The 16,645-nt window shown below is 55.6% G+C and carries 17 protein-coding genes; 9 read left to right on the forward strand and 8 right to left on the reverse strand.

The features are described from left to right. Positions 1–73: 73 nt before the first annotated feature. Both dnaN and dnaA read right to left on the reverse strand, forming a co-directional pair. Entirely contained in the window at positions 74–1,174 is a 1,101-nt protein-coding gene (gene dnaN, locus ACN28Q_RS11580; protein WP_095846485.1) for a DNA polymerase III subunit beta, read from the reverse strand. A 4-nt stretch (positions 1,175–1,178) separates the two neighbouring features. Continuing rightward, positions 1,179–2,576: a chromosomal replication initiator protein DnaA gene (gene dnaA / locus ACN28Q_RS11585; protein ID WP_095846486.1), complete on the reverse strand. Its 1,398-nt coding sequence runs from the start codon at positions 2,574–2,576 to the stop codon at positions 1,179–1,181. Between the two features lie 762 nt (positions 2,577–3,338). Here dnaA and rpmH point away from each other — a divergent pair. From rpmH to mnmE, 5 genes are all read left to right on the forward strand, one after another. Next, the gene (rpmH, locus tag ACN28Q_RS11590; RefSeq protein ID WP_003849659.1) at positions 3,339–3,479 is read left to right on the forward strand and encodes a 50S ribosomal protein L34; all 141 of its coding nucleotides are present in this window, start codon (positions 3,339–3,341) and stop codon (positions 3,477–3,479) included. 18 nt (positions 3,480–3,497) lie between these two features. Further along, a complete protein-coding gene (gene rnpA, locus ACN28Q_RS11595) occupies positions 3,498–3,857 on the forward strand; it encodes a ribonuclease P protein component (protein WP_095846488.1) in 360 nt (119 codons plus the stop codon). Continuing rightward, positions 3,821–4,078, forward strand: coding sequence for a membrane protein insertion efficiency factor YidD (gene yidD, locus ACN28Q_RS11600; RefSeq protein ID WP_095846489.1), 258 nt, complete (start codon positions 3,821–3,823; stop codon positions 4,076–4,078). The genes rnpA and yidD overlap by 37 nt, the downstream gene beginning before the upstream one ends. 2 nt (positions 4,079–4,080) lie before the next feature. Further along, the gene (gene yidC / locus ACN28Q_RS11605) at positions 4,081–5,715 is read left to right on the forward strand and encodes a membrane protein insertase YidC (protein WP_095846490.1); all 1,635 of its coding nucleotides are present in this window, start codon (positions 4,081–4,083) and stop codon (positions 5,713–5,715) included. 92 nt (positions 5,716–5,807) lie between these two features. Then, positions 5,808–7,172, forward strand: coding sequence for a tRNA uridine-5-carboxymethylaminomethyl(34) synthesis GTPase MnmE (gene mnmE / locus ACN28Q_RS11610; RefSeq protein WP_095846491.1), 1,365 nt, complete (start codon positions 5,808–5,810; stop codon positions 7,170–7,172). A 145-nt stretch (positions 7,173–7,317) separates the two neighbouring features. Here mnmE and ACN28Q_RS11615 read toward each other — a convergent pair whose 3' ends face one another. Continuing rightward, entirely contained in the window at positions 7,318–8,142 is an 825-nt protein-coding gene (locus ACN28Q_RS11615; protein ID WP_095846492.1) for an arginase family protein, read from the reverse strand. 245 nt (positions 8,143–8,387) lie between these two features. Between ACN28Q_RS11615 and ACN28Q_RS11620 the strand changes: the two genes are divergently transcribed. From ACN28Q_RS11620 to ACN28Q_RS11630, 3 genes are all read left to right on the forward strand, one after another. Further along, positions 8,388–9,059, forward strand: coding sequence for a class I SAM-dependent methyltransferase (locus tag ACN28Q_RS11620; protein WP_095846493.1), 672 nt, complete (start codon positions 8,388–8,390; stop codon positions 9,057–9,059). Positions 9,060–9,256: 197 nt separating this feature from the next. Continuing rightward, positions 9,257–9,823 (forward strand): NADPH-dependent FMN reductase, encoded by a 567-nt coding sequence (locus tag ACN28Q_RS11625; RefSeq protein ID WP_095846494.1) that lies wholly within the window; start codon positions 9,257–9,259, stop codon positions 9,821–9,823. Between the two features lie 97 nt (positions 9,824–9,920). Next, positions 9,921–10,970 (forward strand): alpha/beta hydrolase, encoded by a 1,050-nt coding sequence (locus ACN28Q_RS11630; RefSeq protein ID WP_095846495.1) that lies wholly within the window; start codon positions 9,921–9,923, stop codon positions 10,968–10,970. Positions 10,971–11,009: 39 nt separating this feature from the next. On the opposite strand, the gene ACN28Q_RS11635 is transcribed toward ACN28Q_RS11630, so the two are convergent. Beyond that, positions 11,010–12,347, reverse strand: coding sequence for an NCS2 family permease (locus ACN28Q_RS11635; RefSeq protein WP_095846496.1), 1,338 nt, complete (start codon positions 12,345–12,347; stop codon positions 11,010–11,012). Between the two features lie 245 nt (positions 12,348–12,592). On the opposite strand from ACN28Q_RS11635, the gene yieH reads away from it, so the two are divergent. Next, entirely contained in the window at positions 12,593–13,261 is a 669-nt protein-coding gene (gene yieH, locus ACN28Q_RS11640; RefSeq protein WP_095846497.1) for a 6-phosphogluconate phosphatase, read from the forward strand. On the opposite strand, the gene ACN28Q_RS11645 is transcribed toward yieH, so the two are convergent. The 4 genes from ACN28Q_RS11645 to phoU form a co-directional block, all read right to left on the reverse strand. Continuing rightward, positions 13,258–13,998, reverse strand: a complete 741-nt coding sequence (locus tag ACN28Q_RS11645; RefSeq protein WP_095846498.1) for an amino acid ABC transporter permease — start codon at positions 13,996–13,998, stop codon at positions 13,258–13,260. The two genes, yieH and ACN28Q_RS11645, sit on opposite strands and share 4 nt — an antisense overlap. Position 13,999: 1 nt before the next feature. Continuing rightward, positions 14,000–14,725, reverse strand: coding sequence for an amino acid ABC transporter permease (locus ACN28Q_RS11650; RefSeq protein ID WP_095846499.1), 726 nt, complete (start codon positions 14,723–14,725; stop codon positions 14,000–14,002). A gap of 77 nt (positions 14,726–14,802) precedes the next feature. Next, the gene (locus ACN28Q_RS11655) at positions 14,803–15,642 is read right to left on the reverse strand and encodes an ABC transporter substrate-binding protein (protein ID WP_095846500.1); all 840 of its coding nucleotides are present in this window, start codon (positions 15,640–15,642) and stop codon (positions 14,803–14,805) included. Between the two features lie 265 nt (positions 15,643–15,907). Continuing rightward, positions 15,908–16,645, reverse strand: a complete 738-nt coding sequence (gene phoU / locus ACN28Q_RS11660; RefSeq protein ID WP_095846501.1) for a phosphate signaling complex protein PhoU — start codon at positions 16,643–16,645, stop codon at positions 15,908–15,910.

Consider the following 16,645-nt stretch of genomic DNA (forward strand, 5'->3'; position numbering starts at 1 on the left):
GTACACCAACTACGCGAGGCTGGCGGGCGCCGCCCAAACGGTAACATAGCAAGTCAGCAAGCCCCGGCATCGATCACAATCGCATTGGCATGACAACATACGCCGCCGCCTGGCTGGCGCTGTCTTCAATCTGCACGCTGGAAACCGAATCGGTCAGCAGCAGGCGCACATCTTCGCATTTCAGCGCATTTAATACGTCGAGCACGTAGCTGACGTTGAAGCCGATTTCCATTTCAGTGCCGCCGTAGCTGACATCGAGGATCTCTTCCGCTTCTTCCTGCTCCGGGTTGTTAGCGGTGATTTTGAGCTGGTTCGCGCTCACATACAGCCGCACGCCACGGAATTTCTCGTTCGACAGGATCGCCGCACGGGCAAACGCCTGTTTGAGCAGATCGCAGCCGGCTTCCAGGGTTTTGTCCGGGTTTTTCGGCAATACGCGGCGATAATCCGGGAAACGGCCGTCAACCAGCTTGGACGTAAAGATAAAGTCGCCAACGTGAGCGCGAATGTTGTTGCTGCCGATTTGCAGCTGCAACAGCGAATCGCCACCGTCGAGCAAACGCACCAGTTCCATCACCCCTTTACGCGGCACGATCACCGAATGGGAAGGCAACGCCTGGCCGATAGGCATGGAACACACCGCCAGGCGGTGGCCGTCGGTGGCGACCGTGCGCAGCTCTTCGCCTTCGGTTTCAAACAGCATACCGTTCAGGTAGTAGCGCACGTCCTGGTGCGCCATGGAAAACTGGGTCGCTTCGATCAAGCGTTTCAGCGTGGCCTGCGGCAACGTGAACTCGACGTCGCTTTGCCAGTCGTCCAGGTTGGGGAAATCCGCCGCCGGCAGCGTAGACAGCGAAAAACGGCTGCGGCCGGAACGCACCAGCATCCGTTCGCCTTCCAGCTGAACGGCGATTTCAGCGCCTTCCGGCAGGCCACGGCAGATGTCAAAAAACTTACGCGCAGGGACTGTCGTCGCGCCCGCTTCATGGGGCTGAGACAGGGCAACGCGCGCCACCATTTCCATTTCCAGATCGGTGCCGGTCAGCAGCAACGAGCCTTCCGTCACCTGCAGCAGCAGGTTACCCAGAATCGGTAGCGTCGGGCGGCCGCCCAGTGGGCTGCTCACCTGTTGCAGTGGTTTTAGCAGATGCTCACGTTCAACGATAAATTTCATAGCGCTATGAGGATAATGTTCTGATTAAATTGGAAAAATCTTCTTTGATGTCGTGGCTTTCCTCACGCAACTGCTCGATTTTACGGCAGGCGTGCAACACCGTGGTATGGTCGCGGCCACCAAACGCATCGCCGATTTCCGGCAGGCTGTGGTTGGTGAGCTCTTTTGCCAATGCCATCGCCATCTGGCGCGGGCGGGCAACCGAGCGTGAACGCCGTTTGGACAGCAAATCCGCGACTTTAATTTTATAATATTCCGCCACCGTCTTCTGAATGTTATCGATGGTGACCAGCTTTTCCTGCAACGCCAGCAGATCGCGCAGCGCCTCACGCACAAAATCGATGGTGATGGCGCGCCCGGTAAAGTTCGCATTGGCGATCACCCGGTTCAGCGCGCCTTCAAGCTCACGCACGTTGGAACGCAGGCGCTTGGCGATAAAGAACGCCACTTCGCCCGGCAGACGAATGTCGTTCTCGTCGGCCTTTTTCATCAGGATCGCCACGCGGGTTTCCAGCTCCGGCGGCTCGATCGCCACAGTCAGCCCCCAGCCAAAACGGGACTTCAGGCGATCTTCCACCCCATTGATTTCTTTAGGGTAACGATCTGACGTCAGAATGATCTGCTGGTTGCCTTCAAGTAGCGCATTGAAGGTGTGGAAGAACTCTTCCTGCGAACGCTCCTTGTTGGCGAAAAACTGGATGTCATCGATCAGCAATGCATCAACCGAGCGGTAGTAACGCTTGAACTCTTCAATGGCATTATTCTGCAAGGCTTTGACCATATCCTGAACAAAGCGTTCCGAATGCATGTACACCACCTTGGCGTTGGCTTTACGCGCCATAATGCCGTTACCCACCGCGTGCAACAGGTGGGTTTTACCCAGGCCGGTGCCGCCGTACAAAAACAGCGGGTTATACGCGCCGCCGGGGTTGTCCGCCACCTGGCGCGCCGCGGCGCGCGCCAGCTGGTTCGATTTACCTTCAACGAAGTTATCGAACGTATGCTTGGGGTTGACGTTGGAACGGTAAGAAAGCTCAGGCGGCGGCGCCGCGTTATCCCAACTGGGGCGTGAAGGCGCCGCCATGCGCGCTGCCACCGGCGCCACCGGGGCGCTGCTGCGGCTTTCGGCCACCGCAGGGTTGAGGATTTGGCTCACCGGCTTGCTCCCTACTTCGAAACGCAGTAAAGGGGCATCGGTACCGCAGAAATCATTCAGCAGGCCATTGATATTGTTTAAGTACTTATCGCGCACCCAGTCCAGCACAAAGCGATTCGGCGCATACAGCGCCAGGGTGTTGTCACTCAGTTCCGCCTGCAATGGGCGTATCCACATACTAAATTCTGTGGCAGGTAACTCATCCTGCAATCGGGCAAGACACTGCTGCCAAAGCGAAAGTGACACGGCGAACTCCACTCGAACAAGATCAATAAAAGAAAAGAATCGGGCTACTTTATATGACTCATGATTTTTGACACACGCCCGGCAACGGCTGACTGCCTGTGGGGCCTGCGAACCGCCTTTCACGGTTTATCCCCTGCATTTGTTCGAACAGCAGCATTGCCGGCTTTATGTACAGGCCGCCAGACCGAGGTTCGACATCCATCGGGGTTAATGCCCACCACGATCCCACGACGGGGATCGCGATCGGAATGACGGATCATAGCGCAAATGGCGCAAGAGATCCTCCCCTTCATCACAGATTAGATCCATTTTATCCACAGGCCGCGGCCGGCGACGATCTTTTCGCCATAAGCCGTTCAATACTGGAGAGATCCCGGATTCAGGCCGGCATTTTTTCACCGCCAACAGGTTATACCCGGTTATCCACGGCGGATCTTTGTGCCAAAGCGTAAGGATCGTGCTGGGATCCTTGCGCTTTAAGCGCGAGTCCGTATAATCTTCGCCCTACGTGTGATACCTGGTTCCTTCATGGTGTGTTATTTGCCAGACAGGATTCTGCGGTGACCACGGGCCAAAACCGGATTTTCCTCCGTATTGGCAAGCAACCAGGTAGGCTAGCGCGATGTGAATTGACTCAGGACTGTACAATTATTACAATCCCGCCTCTTTATATGTTGCGATTGAGGCGTCGGTCGTCTTCACGCCGAGTAGCCAAACGCGTTTACTGATCAGTAATTATTTTAAGTTTAGGTAGAAATCGCTATGAAACGCACTTTCCAACCGTCCGTATTGAAGCGCAACCGTAGCCACGGTTTCCGTGCTCGTATGGCCACCAAAAATGGTCGTCAAGTTCTGGCCCGCCGTCGTGCGAAAGGCCGTTCTCGTCTGACTGTTTCTAAGTAATAAAAGCTAACCCACCGAGTGGTTAAGCTCGCTTTTCCCAGGGAGTTACGTTTGTTAACTCCCACTCATTTCACTTTCGTCTTCCAGCAGCCACAACGGGCTGGCACGCCGCAAATCACCATCCTCGGCCGCCTGAACCAGCTGGGGCATCCCCGCATCGGTCTTACCGTCGCCAAAAAACACGTCAAGCGCGCGCATGAGCGCAATCGGATCAAACGCCTTACCCGCGAAAGCTTCCGTTTGCACCAGCACAATTTGCCGCCGATGGATTTTGTCGTGGTTGCCAAAAAGGGGGTCGCGGATCTTGATAACCGCGCGTTGACGGAAGCGTTGGAAAAATTATGGCGTCGTCACTGTCGCCAGGCGCCCGCATCCTGATCGGGCTGGTGCGGGCCTATCAGCTCGTGCTCAGCCCGTTGCTTGGGCCGCGCTGTCGCTTCCAGCCAACATGCTCTCATTACGCAATTGAGGCATTACGCAGGTTTGGCATGATAAAAGGCAGTTGGTTGGCAGTGAAACGCGTATTAAAATGCCACCCTTTGAACCCAGGTGGTGATGATCCCGTGCCGCCGAAAACTGACAATAACAGAGAACACTAACGATGGATTCGCAACGCAATCTTCTCCTCATCGCTCTGCTGTTCGTGTCTTTCATGATCTGGCAGGCCTGGCAAACGGATAATGCTCCGCAACCAGCCGCCCAGACCACGCAACAGACCACGAACGCAGCAACCGGTGATGCAGCCAGCCAGGCCGTGCCAGCCAGTGGGCAGGGTAAGCTGATTACGGTTAATACCGACGTGCTGTCGCTGACCATCAATACCCGTGGTGGTGACATTGAGCAGGCTAAACTGTTGGCTTACCCGGATACTCTGGGTTCATCAACGCCGTTCCAACTGCTGGAAACGACGCCATCATTTGTTTATCAGGCGCAAAGCGGCCTGACGGGCAAAAACGGGCCGGACAACCCAGCCAACGGCGAACGCCCGCTGTTCCAGGCGGCGCAAGACACCTTTACGCTGGCGGATGGCCAGGACGAACTGCGAATCCCACTGACCTATACCCGTGACGGCGTGGAATTCACCAAGACGTTCGTGCTCAAACGCAACCACTACGCCGTGGGTGTGGATTACAGCATCAATAACCAGAGCGCCACCCCGTTGGAGCTGTCTCTGTTCGGCCAGTTGAAACAAACCGCCGAACTGCCTAAGCACCGCGATACCGGCAGCAACAATTTTGCGCTGCACACCTTCCGCGGCGCCGCGTTCTCGACCAGCGACACCAAATACGAGAAATACGCGTTCGATAAAGAAGAATACCTGAACGTCAACACACAGGGCGGTTGGGTTGCGATGCTGCAGCAATATTTCGCCACCGCCTGGGTGCCGGCGACGCAGGGCAGCAACACCTTCTACACCGCCAAACCGGGCGACAATCTGTCTGCCATCGGCTTTAAATCTGCACCGGTTATCGTGCAGCCGGGCGCACAACAACAGCTTAACGCGACGCTGTGGGTTGGCCCAGAACTGCAGGATCAGATGGCTCAGCTGGCGCCGCACCTGGATCTGACCGTGGATTACGGCTGGCTGTGGTTTATTTCCCAACCGCTGTTCAAACTGCTGAAGTTCATTCACGGCTTTATCGGCAACTGGGGCTTCTCGATCATCATCATCACCTTCATCGTGCGTGGCATCATGTACCCGCTGACCAAAGCGCAGTACACCTCGATGGCCAAAATGCGCATGCTGCAGCCAAAACTGCAGGCGATGCGTGAGCGCATTGGTGATGACAAACAGCGCATGAGCCAAGAAATGATGGCGCTGTACAAGTCAGAGAAAGTGAACCCGCTGGGCGGCTGCCTGCCGCTGGTTATACAGATGCCTATTTTCCTGGCGTTGTATTACATGCTGATGGGCTCGGTTGAGCTGCGCCACGCGCCGTTCGCGCTGTGGATCCACGATCTGTCCGCGCAGGATCCGTACTACATCCTGCCAATCCTGATGGGCGTTACGATGTTCTTCATCCAGAAGATGTCGCCGACCACCGTGACGGACCCAATGCAGCAGAAGATCATGACCTTCATGCCGGTGATCTTCACCGTGTTCTTCCTGTGGTTCCCGTCTGGCCTGGTGTTGTACTATATCGTCAGCAACCTGGTCACCATCATCCAGCAGCAGCTGATTTACCGCGGGCTGGAAAAACGTGGCCTGCACAGCCGCGAAAAGAAAAAGTCGTAAGCGTATTGAGGGGTTAGGCATTTCGCCCCCCTGCTGCGTAACCAAGAGGCGGTCATAAGACCGCCTTTTTGCATATTGAGAGAGAACCCGCTATGAGCACATCCGATACTATCGCAGCCCTTGCCACCCCGCCGGGGCGCGGCGGCGTCGGCATTCTGCGCATTTCCGGCGGCAACGCTAAAGACGTGGCCCAGGCCGTGCTCGGCAAGCTGCCCAAACCCCGCTACGCTGATTATCTGCCGTTCCGCGACGCAAACGGCACACCACTCGATCAGGGCATTGCGCTGTGGTTCCCCGGCCCCAACTCCTTTACCGGGGAAGACGTGCTGGAACTGCAGGGCCACGGTGGGCCGGTGATACTCGATCTGTTGCTCAAACGCATTTTGGCGCTGCCAGGCGTGCGCATTGCGCGGCCAGGCGAGTTTTCCGAGCGGGCGTTCCTCAATGACAAGCTCGATCTGGCCCAGGCCGAAGCCATTGCCGATTTGATTGACGCCAGTTCCGAACAGGCGGCACGTTCGGCCGTGAACTCGCTGCAAGGGGTATTTTCGGCGCGTATCCACCAGCTTGTGGAAGCACTCACTCACCTGCGAATCTACGTGGAGGCGGCCATCGACTTTCCTGATGAGGAGATCGACTTCCTCTCGGACGGTAAAATAGAGGCCCAACTCAACGGCGTGATGGCCGATCTGGACAGCGTGCGCAGTGAGGCCCGCCAGGGCAGCCTGCTACGTGAAGGTATGCGGGTGGTGATCGCCGGCCGGCCGAACGCCGGTAAATCCAGCCTGCTTAATGCCCTGGCCGGCCGCGAAGCGGCGATCGTCACTGATATCGCCGGCACCACGCGCGACGTGCTGCGCGAGCATATTCATATTGACGGCATGCCGCTGCACATCATCGACACCGCAGGGCTCCGCGAAGCCAGCGACGAAGTAGAGCGTATCGGCATCGAACGTGCATGGAATGAGATCGAACAGGCAGACCGCGTGCTATTTATGGTCGACGGCACCACCACGGCGGCCACCGACCCGAGCGAGATCTGGCCGGAATTTATGGCGCGCCTGCCGGGTACCCTGCCGATTACCGTGGTGCGTAATAAAGCCGACATCACAGGCGAAACGCTGGGCATCCACGAAGTGAACGGTCACTCACTTATTCGCCTTTCGGCCCGCACGGGTGAAGGTATTGATGAATTGCGCGACCACCTGAAACAAAGCATGGGCTTTACCAGCAACATGGAAGGCGGCTTCCTGGCCCGCCGCCGCCACCTGCAAGCACTGGAACAGGCTGCGCAGCACCTGGAACAAGGGAAAGAGCAATTGGTCGGCGCCTACGCCGGCGAACTGCTGGCGGAAGAACTGCGCCTGGCGCAGCAATGCTTAAGCGAGATAACCGGCGTATTCACCTCGGACGATCTGCTGGGGCGCATTTTCTCCAGCTTCTGCATCGGCAAGTAACGCTCAGTATGTAAGCGTCCACTCACTTCCACACATCCCGTATAGCTGATTGTTATGCGGGATTTTTTCCATTGGCGGCTATGGACTTCTCGTCAGCCCGGCGCATTATGACATGAGCGAAACCATCACTGCGCACACGGGTTCGTTATGAATTTAATCCATTAATTAACGGGCTTAAAGCATCAAGCAGAGAGGCTGGAGAAACGGGAGAACCGTTTTCTATTTGGGAAATCTGAAACTCGGCAATTTCCACGCCAATGACAGCATTTTCTGCAATCACCTGGCAGGCATGATAAAGGTCATCTAGTGACAGCCCGCCCGGAACCCGATATTCCGTAGGGACAATGTCCGGAGCCAATACATCACAGTCCAGGTGGACATAAACCGCTCGGCCATTAATCGCACGCTTTAATCCTTCCACCAATCCGTCGCCTGCCGCTACCCATTGCAACTTCCCGTCGTCGATCAGTTTTTGTTCTGGAGGATCAATATCACGGGCACCAACCAGTATCACCGCGGATAAATCGACACCGCTGCCTAAACCGGAATCCCATAAACCGACCGGCCCTGCGATAGAAAAGCCGCCAAGATAGCCCGTTGCTGAAGTGGCAGGGGTATTCAGATCCGCATGGGCATCGAACCAAACGATGCAGGCTTCGGGATGATAACGCGCAACCACCGGTAATGTTGCCAATGATGCCGCGCAGCGGCTGGATGCGGTAAAAGGTTTAATATTTTCCGCAAAAAGATGGTCTAGCCGACCGGATAAAGCGTTCAATGATGGTTTGGCGGCGTCCAGCGCTTCCCGCCAGCCGCCGCCAATCACCGCAGCCGATGCGCCGATAATCTCGGGTGTTAGGCCAAACCTTTGCGCAAGCAACTTGCCAATTGCCATAGCGCCGGGGCGCGCCAGATCGTTACGATCGCCGACTATTCCCTGAAATACGGTTATCTGCGTCTGGTTACTCATAGAATTCCTCGTTGGTAAACAATTGAACTCCGCCGTTTTCTTATACAAATTATCATGCCATCTGGGGGATCTTGCTTCCACGGGAAAATGAGTATTACCGGAGATGAAGTTAAGTGAGCAATAGCATCTCACCTGCCGTCTGAATGTAAAAAAGCCGGCATAACATTAGGCATTTCAGCCAATACTCATCGGCGTTAGCATATTGTCTTACCACGTTATGGCTTATCATCCGAACGGCACAGACTATGACGATTTACGAACAGCGCTACCGGGCGTTAAAAAAACAGGGCTACCAGGCCTGGGTCGGTGAAGGATACCCACGCGCTTCGCGGCAACTGGCAGTAACACTGCAATCCTTGCAAGATAACGGGATTTTGCCCACGCCGGGCGCCGCCTGCCTTGAACTGGGATGTGGCAACGGCGCCATGGCATCGCAGTGGCTGGCACACAAAGGCTACCGGGTTTACGGGGTGGATATTTCCCCCACCGCCATTTGCTGGGCGCAGGAGGCATTTGCTGCGCAAAGTTTGGCGGGCACCTTCCAGCATGGCGATGTCTGCACGCTGAGCATGTTCGGCAACCAGATGTTCGATCTGGTCTTTGACGGCAGTTGCCTGCATTGCCTGCTCGGTGAACAGCGGCAGCGCTACCTCAATCAGGTTCGGCGGATCCTCAAACCCGGTGGGATATTCATCGTCAGTAGCATGTGCGGCGAACCGAAACTGGCGGCAAAGCAGCAAAACTATGATCGGGCACATTATCAGCTCTGGCAAGATGGCCGCCCGTGGCGAACCTTGATGCCGTTACCCCTGCTGTTGCAGGAAATCGCCTCGCATCAGTTTGCGGTTTTCAATACCCAGGTGAACCACAACCCGTGGTGGGATCACGCCACGCTGTGCTGCACTGCCGCAGTATAAAGCTCACGCAAAATAAAACTAATCCATTGATTTATATAAACTAAAATTATTTTCTTTTTTAATGCTATTAATTCCCGCTACCAATTATAAAAACGAATAAAGATTCATACTTGGCCTATTATCATTATCATATTTGCCATACTATCTGTTGTGGGAGTTTTAGCCTAAATCTGTTCATTCGATAAGGAAGAGTTAACATGTCAGATCCAGCGTTAAAAATCGTTACCCTGCTCGGCAGTTTGCGCAAAGGTTCTTACAATGCCATGGTGGCACGTACATTGCCGAACCTCGCCCCTCAAGGCGTTACTATCGAAGCCCTGCCTTCAATCCGCGATATCCCGCTCTACGATTCCGATCTGCAGCAAGATGAGGGTTTCCCTGCCGCGGTAGAGGCCATTGCAGAACAAATCCGCCAGGCAGACGGCGTGATTATCATTACGCCTGAGTATAATTACTCGGTGCCAGGTGGTTTGAAAAATGCTATCGACTGGATTTCCCGCCTGCCCAATCAGCCGCTGGCCGGCAAACCAGTTGCGATCCAAACCTGCTCAATGGGCCCGATCGGCGGGGCGCGCTGCCAGTATCATCTGCGCCAGATCCTGGTGTTCCTGGACGCCATGGTGATGAACAAACCTGAATTCATGGGCGGCGTCATCCAGAACAAAGTGGATGAAGCGAAAGGGGAATTGACGGAACAACGCTCGCTCGACTTCCTGAGCGGCCAGTTAGCGGCATTCCGCGATTATATCCTGCGCGTACGATAAGGGCTGCTTTGGCGCTTTCACTTCCAAACGGCTGAAAGCGCCATCACAGAGGAATGTGAAATGCCGCTACGGCATTAATAAATAAAGTTATTAACTCATGCCTTGTTTTATTTTGGCCATTTTGCTGGCTTTTATCACCAGACCGCTCTTTTCCGCAGAAATGCGCTATCCTGCCGGGGAACATCCGGTGGCATTGCCTAAGCATAAGACGCTTAATACCCAGCCGCGCCCGGCGCAGACCCTGGAAGAGAAAGAAATAGAGGCGATGTCGCTGTACCTGACGTTGATACGCGAGGATCAGCACAACATATGGGCGCCTTACCAATTAGCGGTGTCTTCGGCAGAAAAGGGCCAAACCGAGCTGGCCGAGCGTTATCTGCAGCTCAGCGCCAAACGCGGGCTATGGTATTACTACAATCTGTTGGAAGATAATGCGTTTACCAGCATTCAGCACACACGCACCTATCAATCCATTCTCGCCGAAACCAAAGCACGCTACCAACAGCACGCCCATCAATTTGAAGGCAAACCGGTTTATAGCGTTCCCAATGGGCCGCCGCCGGAAGGCGGGTGGCCAACCATCATCTATCTGCACCCGTATGGAAAAGCAGCCAATATCACGCTAAAAGAGCGCCTGTTGTTTGCGGAACTGGGGGTTGCCTATATTGAGTTGAACGGCACGCAAATGCTGTCGGAAAACAGCTTCCGTTGGTCAACCTATAGCGATGAAAGTACGCAAAGCGCAATCCAGCAAGCGCTGGCAAAGCTGGTGCCGCAGTTGCAACTGAACCCGCAGCAAATTTATCTGACCGCCCGCGGCCAGGGGGCGCTACACGCCGCCAACTTGCTGGCTAAATATCCGCAGTTTTATGCCGGCGCCATGCTGATTGCCCCGAACGGGTTAGTGCAGCCAGCACTACAATCGCTGGCGCAAAACAAACGTATCGTGTTGGCATATTACGCGCGGCAGAACTTTAGCGAACAGGCGCTGGCGTTGCACTTTGCCAACCTGTTCAACAGCGGCAACCAGGTGAGCGTGCAACAGTTTAGCGAAAGTGAAAGGGATATCGGCGGCTGGCAAGCGCGCTTTTCACACCCGTTGAAGTGGGTCTTGGGCAAAGCGCCGGAAGCAACCCCCGGCGCTTAGGAAAGACAAAAGGCCGGGAAACCGGCCTTTTGCTCTGGCCTAGTGGCCGTCAATAAACACGATTTTCAGCACAAACAGCAGCGCCACCACGATTACGCAGGGGCTGATTTCACGCCAGCGGCCGGTGCCCAGCTTCATCACGCAGTAAGAGATAAAGCCCAGCGCAATGCCTTCGGTGATCGAGAAACTAAATGGCATCATCACCGCAGTGACAAACGCCGGAACGGCTTCAGTCAGATCGTCCCACTTCACGCGGGCCAGGCTAGAGGTCATCAGCACGCCAACGTAAATCAACGCGCCGGCGGCGGCATACGCCGGCACCATACCAGCCAGCGGCGACAGGAAGATCACCAGCAGGAACAGGATACCGGTCACTACCGCAGTCAGGCCAGTACGGCCGCCAACCGAGACGCCGGAAGAACTTTCAATGTATGCGGTAACCGAAGAGGTGCCGATAAACGCCCCGGCAACCGAGCTGATGCTGTCAACGTACAGTGCCTGCTTCATGCGCGGGAATTTGCCCTTTTCATCCGCCAGGCCGGCTTTGTCGGTCACGCCGATCAGGGTACCGGAAGAGTCAAACAGGTTAACCAGCATAAAGGAGAAGATCACCCCCGCCAGCCCAACGTTCAGCGCACCGGCAATATCCACCTGGCCAACCACCGAGGTAACGCTCGGCGGCATTGAGAACACGCCACCGTATTTCACATCGCCCAGCGCCCAACCGATCAGCGTGGTGACGATAATGGAAACCAACACCGCCGCGTGGATATTACGTGATGCCAGAACAGCAATAATGAAGAAGCCCAACGCCCCCAGCAACACGCTGTGGGAAGACAGGTTACCGATAGTGACCAGCGTTTCCGGGTTAGCCACCACGATGCCGGCGTTTTTCAACCCCATCATGCCGATAAACAGGCCAATACCGCTGGTGATCCCCACGCGCAGGCTAACGGGGATATTGGCGATCATCCAGTAACGAATGCGGAACAGGGTCAACAGCAGAAAACCGACGGCGCCCCAGAAAATGGCCCCCATGCCAATCTGCCATGAAATGCCCATCGCCCCGGCAACCACAAAGGCGAAAAAGGCGTTCAGCCCCATCGCCGGCGCCAGCGCCACCGGCAGGTTGGCCAACAGCCCCATAAAGATGCTGCCAAACGCCGCAATCAGGCAGGTGGTGACGAATACGGCCTGCGTATCCATCCCCGCCGCACCAAGAATTTGCGGGTTAACGAAGACGATATACACCATGGTTAAAAAGGTGGTGATACCCGCAATCGTTTCCGTACGTACCGTAGTTCCATGCTGCTTGAGTTTAAACACACGCCCAAGTAAGCCTTGCTCGGCATCAAGGCCAGATACAGATTTATTCATTATCAGAATTCCGCAGAAGGGGATGGACTGTCCGTTGGCTATCCTATAACAAAAAATTGAGGATTTGACCGCCATCACGCTTTTTTTTCATCCTCACCGGCCAGGTTGACGCGTAGGAAATCTACGGCGGGCGCCATCCTGGCGGCAATTAGCGATCGGCGCTAATTATTCAAATAAAGCATCACATTCCCGGCATCTGCCGGTAAAGTAACCGCTATCACCGCTAAATGAGGACCTAACCCCAGATGACCCCGGTTGAATGTATTCTGTTTGATTGCGATGGCACGTTGGTCGACAGCGAAGTGCTGTGCAGCATGGCCTATGTGCATATGTTTGCCCAGCAGGGCATTACGCTTTCGCTGGACGAGGTGTTCAAAAAGTACAAAGGGGTGAAGCTGTACGAGATTATCGAACGGGTGGGCGCCGAACAGGGCATCTCATTGCCAACCGCACAGATGGAGCCGGTTTATCGCCAGGAGCTGGCGCGCCTGTTCGATAGCCAATTGCAGCCCATCCCTGGCGCTGCCGAACTGCTGGCGCAGATCGCCGTGCCGGTTTGCACCGTCTCCAACGGCCCGGTGAGCAAAATGCAGCATTCACTGGGCCTGACCGGCTTGCTGCCCTATTTCGATGACCGGCTGTTCAGCGGCTACGATATCCAGCGCTGGAAGCCAGATCCGGCCATTGTGCGCCACGCGGCAGAGAAAATGCAGGTGCCGCTGGAACGCTGTATTTTAATCGATGATTCAATGGCCGGAGCCCAGGCCGGCATCGCTGCCGGCATTCCGGTGTTTTACTTCTGCGCCGATCCGCACAATAAACCGATCGCACACCCGTTAGTCACCACCTTTCATCGCCTGGATCAGTTGCCTGCGTTGTGGGAACAGCGCGGCTGGCGGCTGACGAATGGCTAACTCGCCGGCGCGGGCAGTTTGTTGCGCCACCAGCGCCGCCCGCGGCGCGGTAATTTACCCTGTGGGCTAAAACGCTGGTTCAGCGCGTTGGCCAACAGTTCCAACACCTGGCAGAACACGAAATACACCAGCGCCACAAACAGGAACACTTCCATCGGGTAGACCATGCTGCGGTTGTTCACCTGGGTGGCCAGGAACGTCAGTTCGCCCACGCCGACGATATAGGCCAGCGAGGTGTCCTTTATCAAGGATATCCACTGGTTGATGAAGGAAGGCACCATCATGCGTAGCGCCTGCGGCAGGACAATCATACGCAGTGTCTGCCACTGGGTCAGGCCAAGCGACATCCCCGCCTGCCATTGCCCAGGGCCAATGGCGGCGATGCCGGCCTTAACCGCATGCGCCAGATAGGCGGAGGCGATCAGCGCCAGGGCGCACACCACGGTGGTGATTTCCGGGATATCGAAACCTAGCACCATCGGCAGCAAGAAGTAGGTCCAGAAAATCAGCATGATCACCGGGATCGCGCGGAAAAACCCCAGCAGTGCGGCCAACAACCCAGCCCAAATGCCGCGCGACATCGCCAGCGCTACGCCAAGCAACGTACCAAGCACCGCCGAAGCCACGCCGGCCATCAGGCTGATCGCCAACGTCAGTGCCGCACCGCCCAGCGGCCCGTCCGGCCAGGTGCCCCATAGCAGATAGGTCCAGTTTTCCTGGATAACGGTAAAATCCATCTTAGTGCCCCTTCAATGGTTTGCGCTGCTGGCGCCACATGCCCCAGCCCTCCAGTAGCGCGATAATCGCAATATACAGCACCGTGGCCACGCCAAAGGCCTGGAAGGTACGCAGGGTTTCCGTCTCTACCTGCCGCGAAGCGTAAGACAGTTCGGCCACGCCAATCGCCATGGTCAACGAGGAGTTTTTGATCACGTTCATGTACTGACCCAGCAGCGGCGGGAAGGCAATGTGCAGCGCCTGCGGCAAAATAACAAAGCGCATGGTCTGCCAGGCCGTCAGGCCCAGCGCATTAGCCGCCTGCCTTTGGCCGCGCGCCACGCCGCGAATGCCGGAGCGAATTTCTTCGGCGATAAACGCGGTGGAATAGAGCGTCAGGCCAAAGAACCCTGCCAGAAATTCAAATGACGGCCAGCTAAACCAGCCCAGATGGTGCGGCTCATTCAGCCATTGCATCGCGCCGGCAGGCAGAATTTGCCCGGCGGCGAAATACCAGAAAAACAGCTGCACCAGCAGCGGCGTATTGCGAAACAGCGAGCTGTAGCCGACCGCAAAAGCACGCAGCGGCGCCAAGGTGCTGTCACGCATCGCCGCCAGGAAAAAGCCCAGCAGCGTCGCCGCCAGCCCGGCACATGCCGAAAGCCACAGCGTTAACAGAAAGCCCTGCCATAGCCAGCTCAGATACTGCGGCGCCAGCAGCCAGTCTGAGAGTGGTTGCCAATTCATAATAATCCTTAGGTTGCAGAATGCGCCAAGGGCGCAGCAAGCTGCGCCCTATTGTCAGGCATCGGTAACGCCATTAATCAGGCTTTGGGCTGTTGATCCAGCGGGGCAAACGTGAAGTCGCCGCGTGGCTGTGCGGATTTGGTTTCCGGGCCAAACCAGCGATCGTAAATTTTCACCGCTTCGCCGTCTTTTTCCAGCGCGACCAACGTATCGTTAATCGTTGCTGTCAGGCGTTCTTCGCCTTTCGGGATGCCGACGCCCTGGTATTCTTTGGTGATGCTGAACGGCGAAATTTCAAAATCGGCTTTCTGGGCCGCCGTCAAATTGCCCAGCAGGCCAACCAGCTTGGCATCATCCTGGGTGATCGCCTGCACGTTACCGTTGCGCAGCGCCACAAATGCCAGCGGGGTATCATCATAGGAGATCACTTTGGCCGTTGGATAATGCTCACGCAGGGTGATTTCCTGCACCGTGCCTTTATCCGCGCCGATGCGCAGGTTCTTGATATCATCAGGCGTTTTCAACACGCCTTTGCGGGCAATAAACTTTTGGCCGGTGGCAAAGTAAGGGATGCTGAAGTTAACTTCTTTGGCGCGTTCATCGGTAATCGTGAAGTTGGCGGCGATCAAATCCACCTTTTTGGACACCAACAGCGGAATACGGTTAGCCGGGTTAGTGGCCCGCAGTTCCACTTTCACGCCCAGCGCTTTACCGATAGCTTCGGCGATATCAACATCGTAACCCACAAGCTTTTTGCTCTGCGGATCGATGTAACCGAACGGCGGGTTACTGTCGAATACCGCGATACGCACCACGCCAGCCTGCTTGATATCATCGAGTTTATCCGCGTGAGCGGCACTGGCGGCAAAGCCAGCCAAACCGGCAAGCAGAGTTAAGGCTAAAACGCGCTGTTTCATGTAAAGCTCCTGATAAATTGATGTCCCGATTAGACCTAACACTATCAAGCACTTATTTGATCAGGAAATGAAATAAAATAAAACACTATATTATAACCATTTATTTTATATGGCTAAGTGGCGCGGGGGAATATCAGTACTTTTTTCAACCTAACTAACAGGTAAAACATACAATGGCAAACACAAGGCTGAATGCAAGCGGCAGAAATAAGCGCCGCGTTCGGTGTTTATTCAGGGGCCGTAACCGGCCCCTGGGGGAAGGGAATTACTCTTCGTCTTTCGGGGTTTTGCCATCGGCAGCCAGCAGTTGATCCAGCGCGTCGCCGCCCATATGGCGGAAATCCTGCCCCTTCACAAAATAGAAAATAAACTCGCAGATATTCTGGCAGCGATCGCCGATACGCTCGATAGAGCGGGCGCAGAACAGCGCCGTCAGCACGCTCGGAATAGTGCGAGGGTCTTCCATCATGTAAGTCATCAGTTGGCGTACAATGCCTTCATACTCCTGATCGACCTTTCTGTCTTCGCGGTAGATACGAATCGCCTCATCGAGATCCATACGCGCAAAGGCATCAAGCACACCGTGCAGCATTTGCACGGTGTGGCGGCCCAGGGACTCCAGGCTCACCAACAGCGGCTGGTGCTGATGGGAGAATTTCTCCAGCGCGGTGCGGCAAATCTTATCCGCCACGTCGCCGATGCGCTCCAGCTCCGAAATGGTCTTGATGATCGCCATCACCAGGCGCAAATCGCTGGCGGTTGGCTGGCGTTTGGCGATAATGCGCACACAGGCCTCATCGATCGCCACTTCCATCATGTTGATCTTGGCATCCCCATCGATCACACGCTTTGCCAATTCACCATCCTGGTTGTGCATCGCGGTAATGGCGTCCGTCAACTGTTGCTCCACAAGACCGCCCATGGTCAGCACCTGGGTACGGATGTGCTCAAGCTCTGCGTTGAACTGGCCGGAGATATGTTTGTTTAAATTCAGGTTTTCCAT

It is taken from the genome of Gibbsiella quercinecans, assembly GCF_002291425.1.
Taxonomy (GTDB): domain Bacteria; phylum Pseudomonadota; class Gammaproteobacteria; order Enterobacterales; family Enterobacteriaceae; genus Gibbsiella; species Gibbsiella quercinecans.

What these genes read in the sequence shown, in the direction of transcription:
- ACN28Q_RS11650 (WP_095846499.1), bottom strand. Translation starts at nt 14,725, where the DNA reads ATGAATTGGCAACCACTCTCAGACTGGCTGCTGGCGCCGCAGTATCTG.
- phoU (WP_095846501.1), bottom strand. Translation starts at nt 16,645, where the DNA reads ATGGAAAACCTGAATTTAAACAAACATATCTCCGGCCAGTTCAACGCA.
- ACN28Q_RS11615 (WP_095846492.1), bottom strand. Translation starts at nt 8,142, where the DNA reads ATGAGTAACCAGACGCAGATAACCGTATTTCAGGGAATAGTCGGCGAT.
- rpmH (WP_003849659.1), top strand. Translation starts at nt 3,339, where the DNA reads ATGAAACGCACTTTCCAACCGTCCGTATTGAAGCGCAACCGTAGCCAC.
- yieH (WP_095846497.1), top strand. Translation starts at nt 12,593, where the DNA reads ATGACCCCGGTTGAATGTATTCTGTTTGATTGCGATGGCACGTTGGTC.
- ACN28Q_RS11625 (WP_095846494.1), top strand. Translation starts at nt 9,257, where the DNA reads ATGTCAGATCCAGCGTTAAAAATCGTTACCCTGCTCGGCAGTTTGCGC.
- ACN28Q_RS11655 (WP_095846500.1), bottom strand. Translation starts at nt 15,642, where the DNA reads ATGAAACAGCGCGTTTTAGCCTTAACTCTGCTTGCCGGTTTGGCTGGC.
- yidD (WP_095846489.1), top strand. Translation starts at nt 3,821, where the DNA reads ATGGCGTCGTCACTGTCGCCAGGCGCCCGCATCCTGATCGGGCTGGTG.
- ACN28Q_RS11645 (WP_095846498.1), bottom strand. Translation starts at nt 13,998, where the DNA reads ATGGATTTTACCGTTATCCAGGAAAACTGGACCTATCTGCTATGGGGC.
- ACN28Q_RS11620 (WP_095846493.1), top strand. Translation starts at nt 8,388, where the DNA reads ATGACGATTTACGAACAGCGCTACCGGGCGTTAAAAAAACAGGGCTAC.
- ACN28Q_RS11630 (WP_095846495.1), top strand. Translation starts at nt 9,921, where the DNA reads ATGCCTTGTTTTATTTTGGCCATTTTGCTGGCTTTTATCACCAGACCG.
- dnaN (WP_095846485.1), bottom strand. Translation starts at nt 1,174, where the DNA reads ATGAAATTTATCGTTGAACGTGAGCATCTGCTAAAACCACTGCAACAG.
- ACN28Q_RS11635 (WP_095846496.1), bottom strand. Translation starts at nt 12,347, where the DNA reads ATGAATAAATCTGTATCTGGCCTTGATGCCGAGCAAGGCTTACTTGGG.
- mnmE (WP_095846491.1), top strand. Translation starts at nt 5,808, where the DNA reads ATGAGCACATCCGATACTATCGCAGCCCTTGCCACCCCGCCGGGGCGC.
- yidC (WP_095846490.1), top strand. Translation starts at nt 4,081, where the DNA reads ATGGATTCGCAACGCAATCTTCTCCTCATCGCTCTGCTGTTCGTGTCT.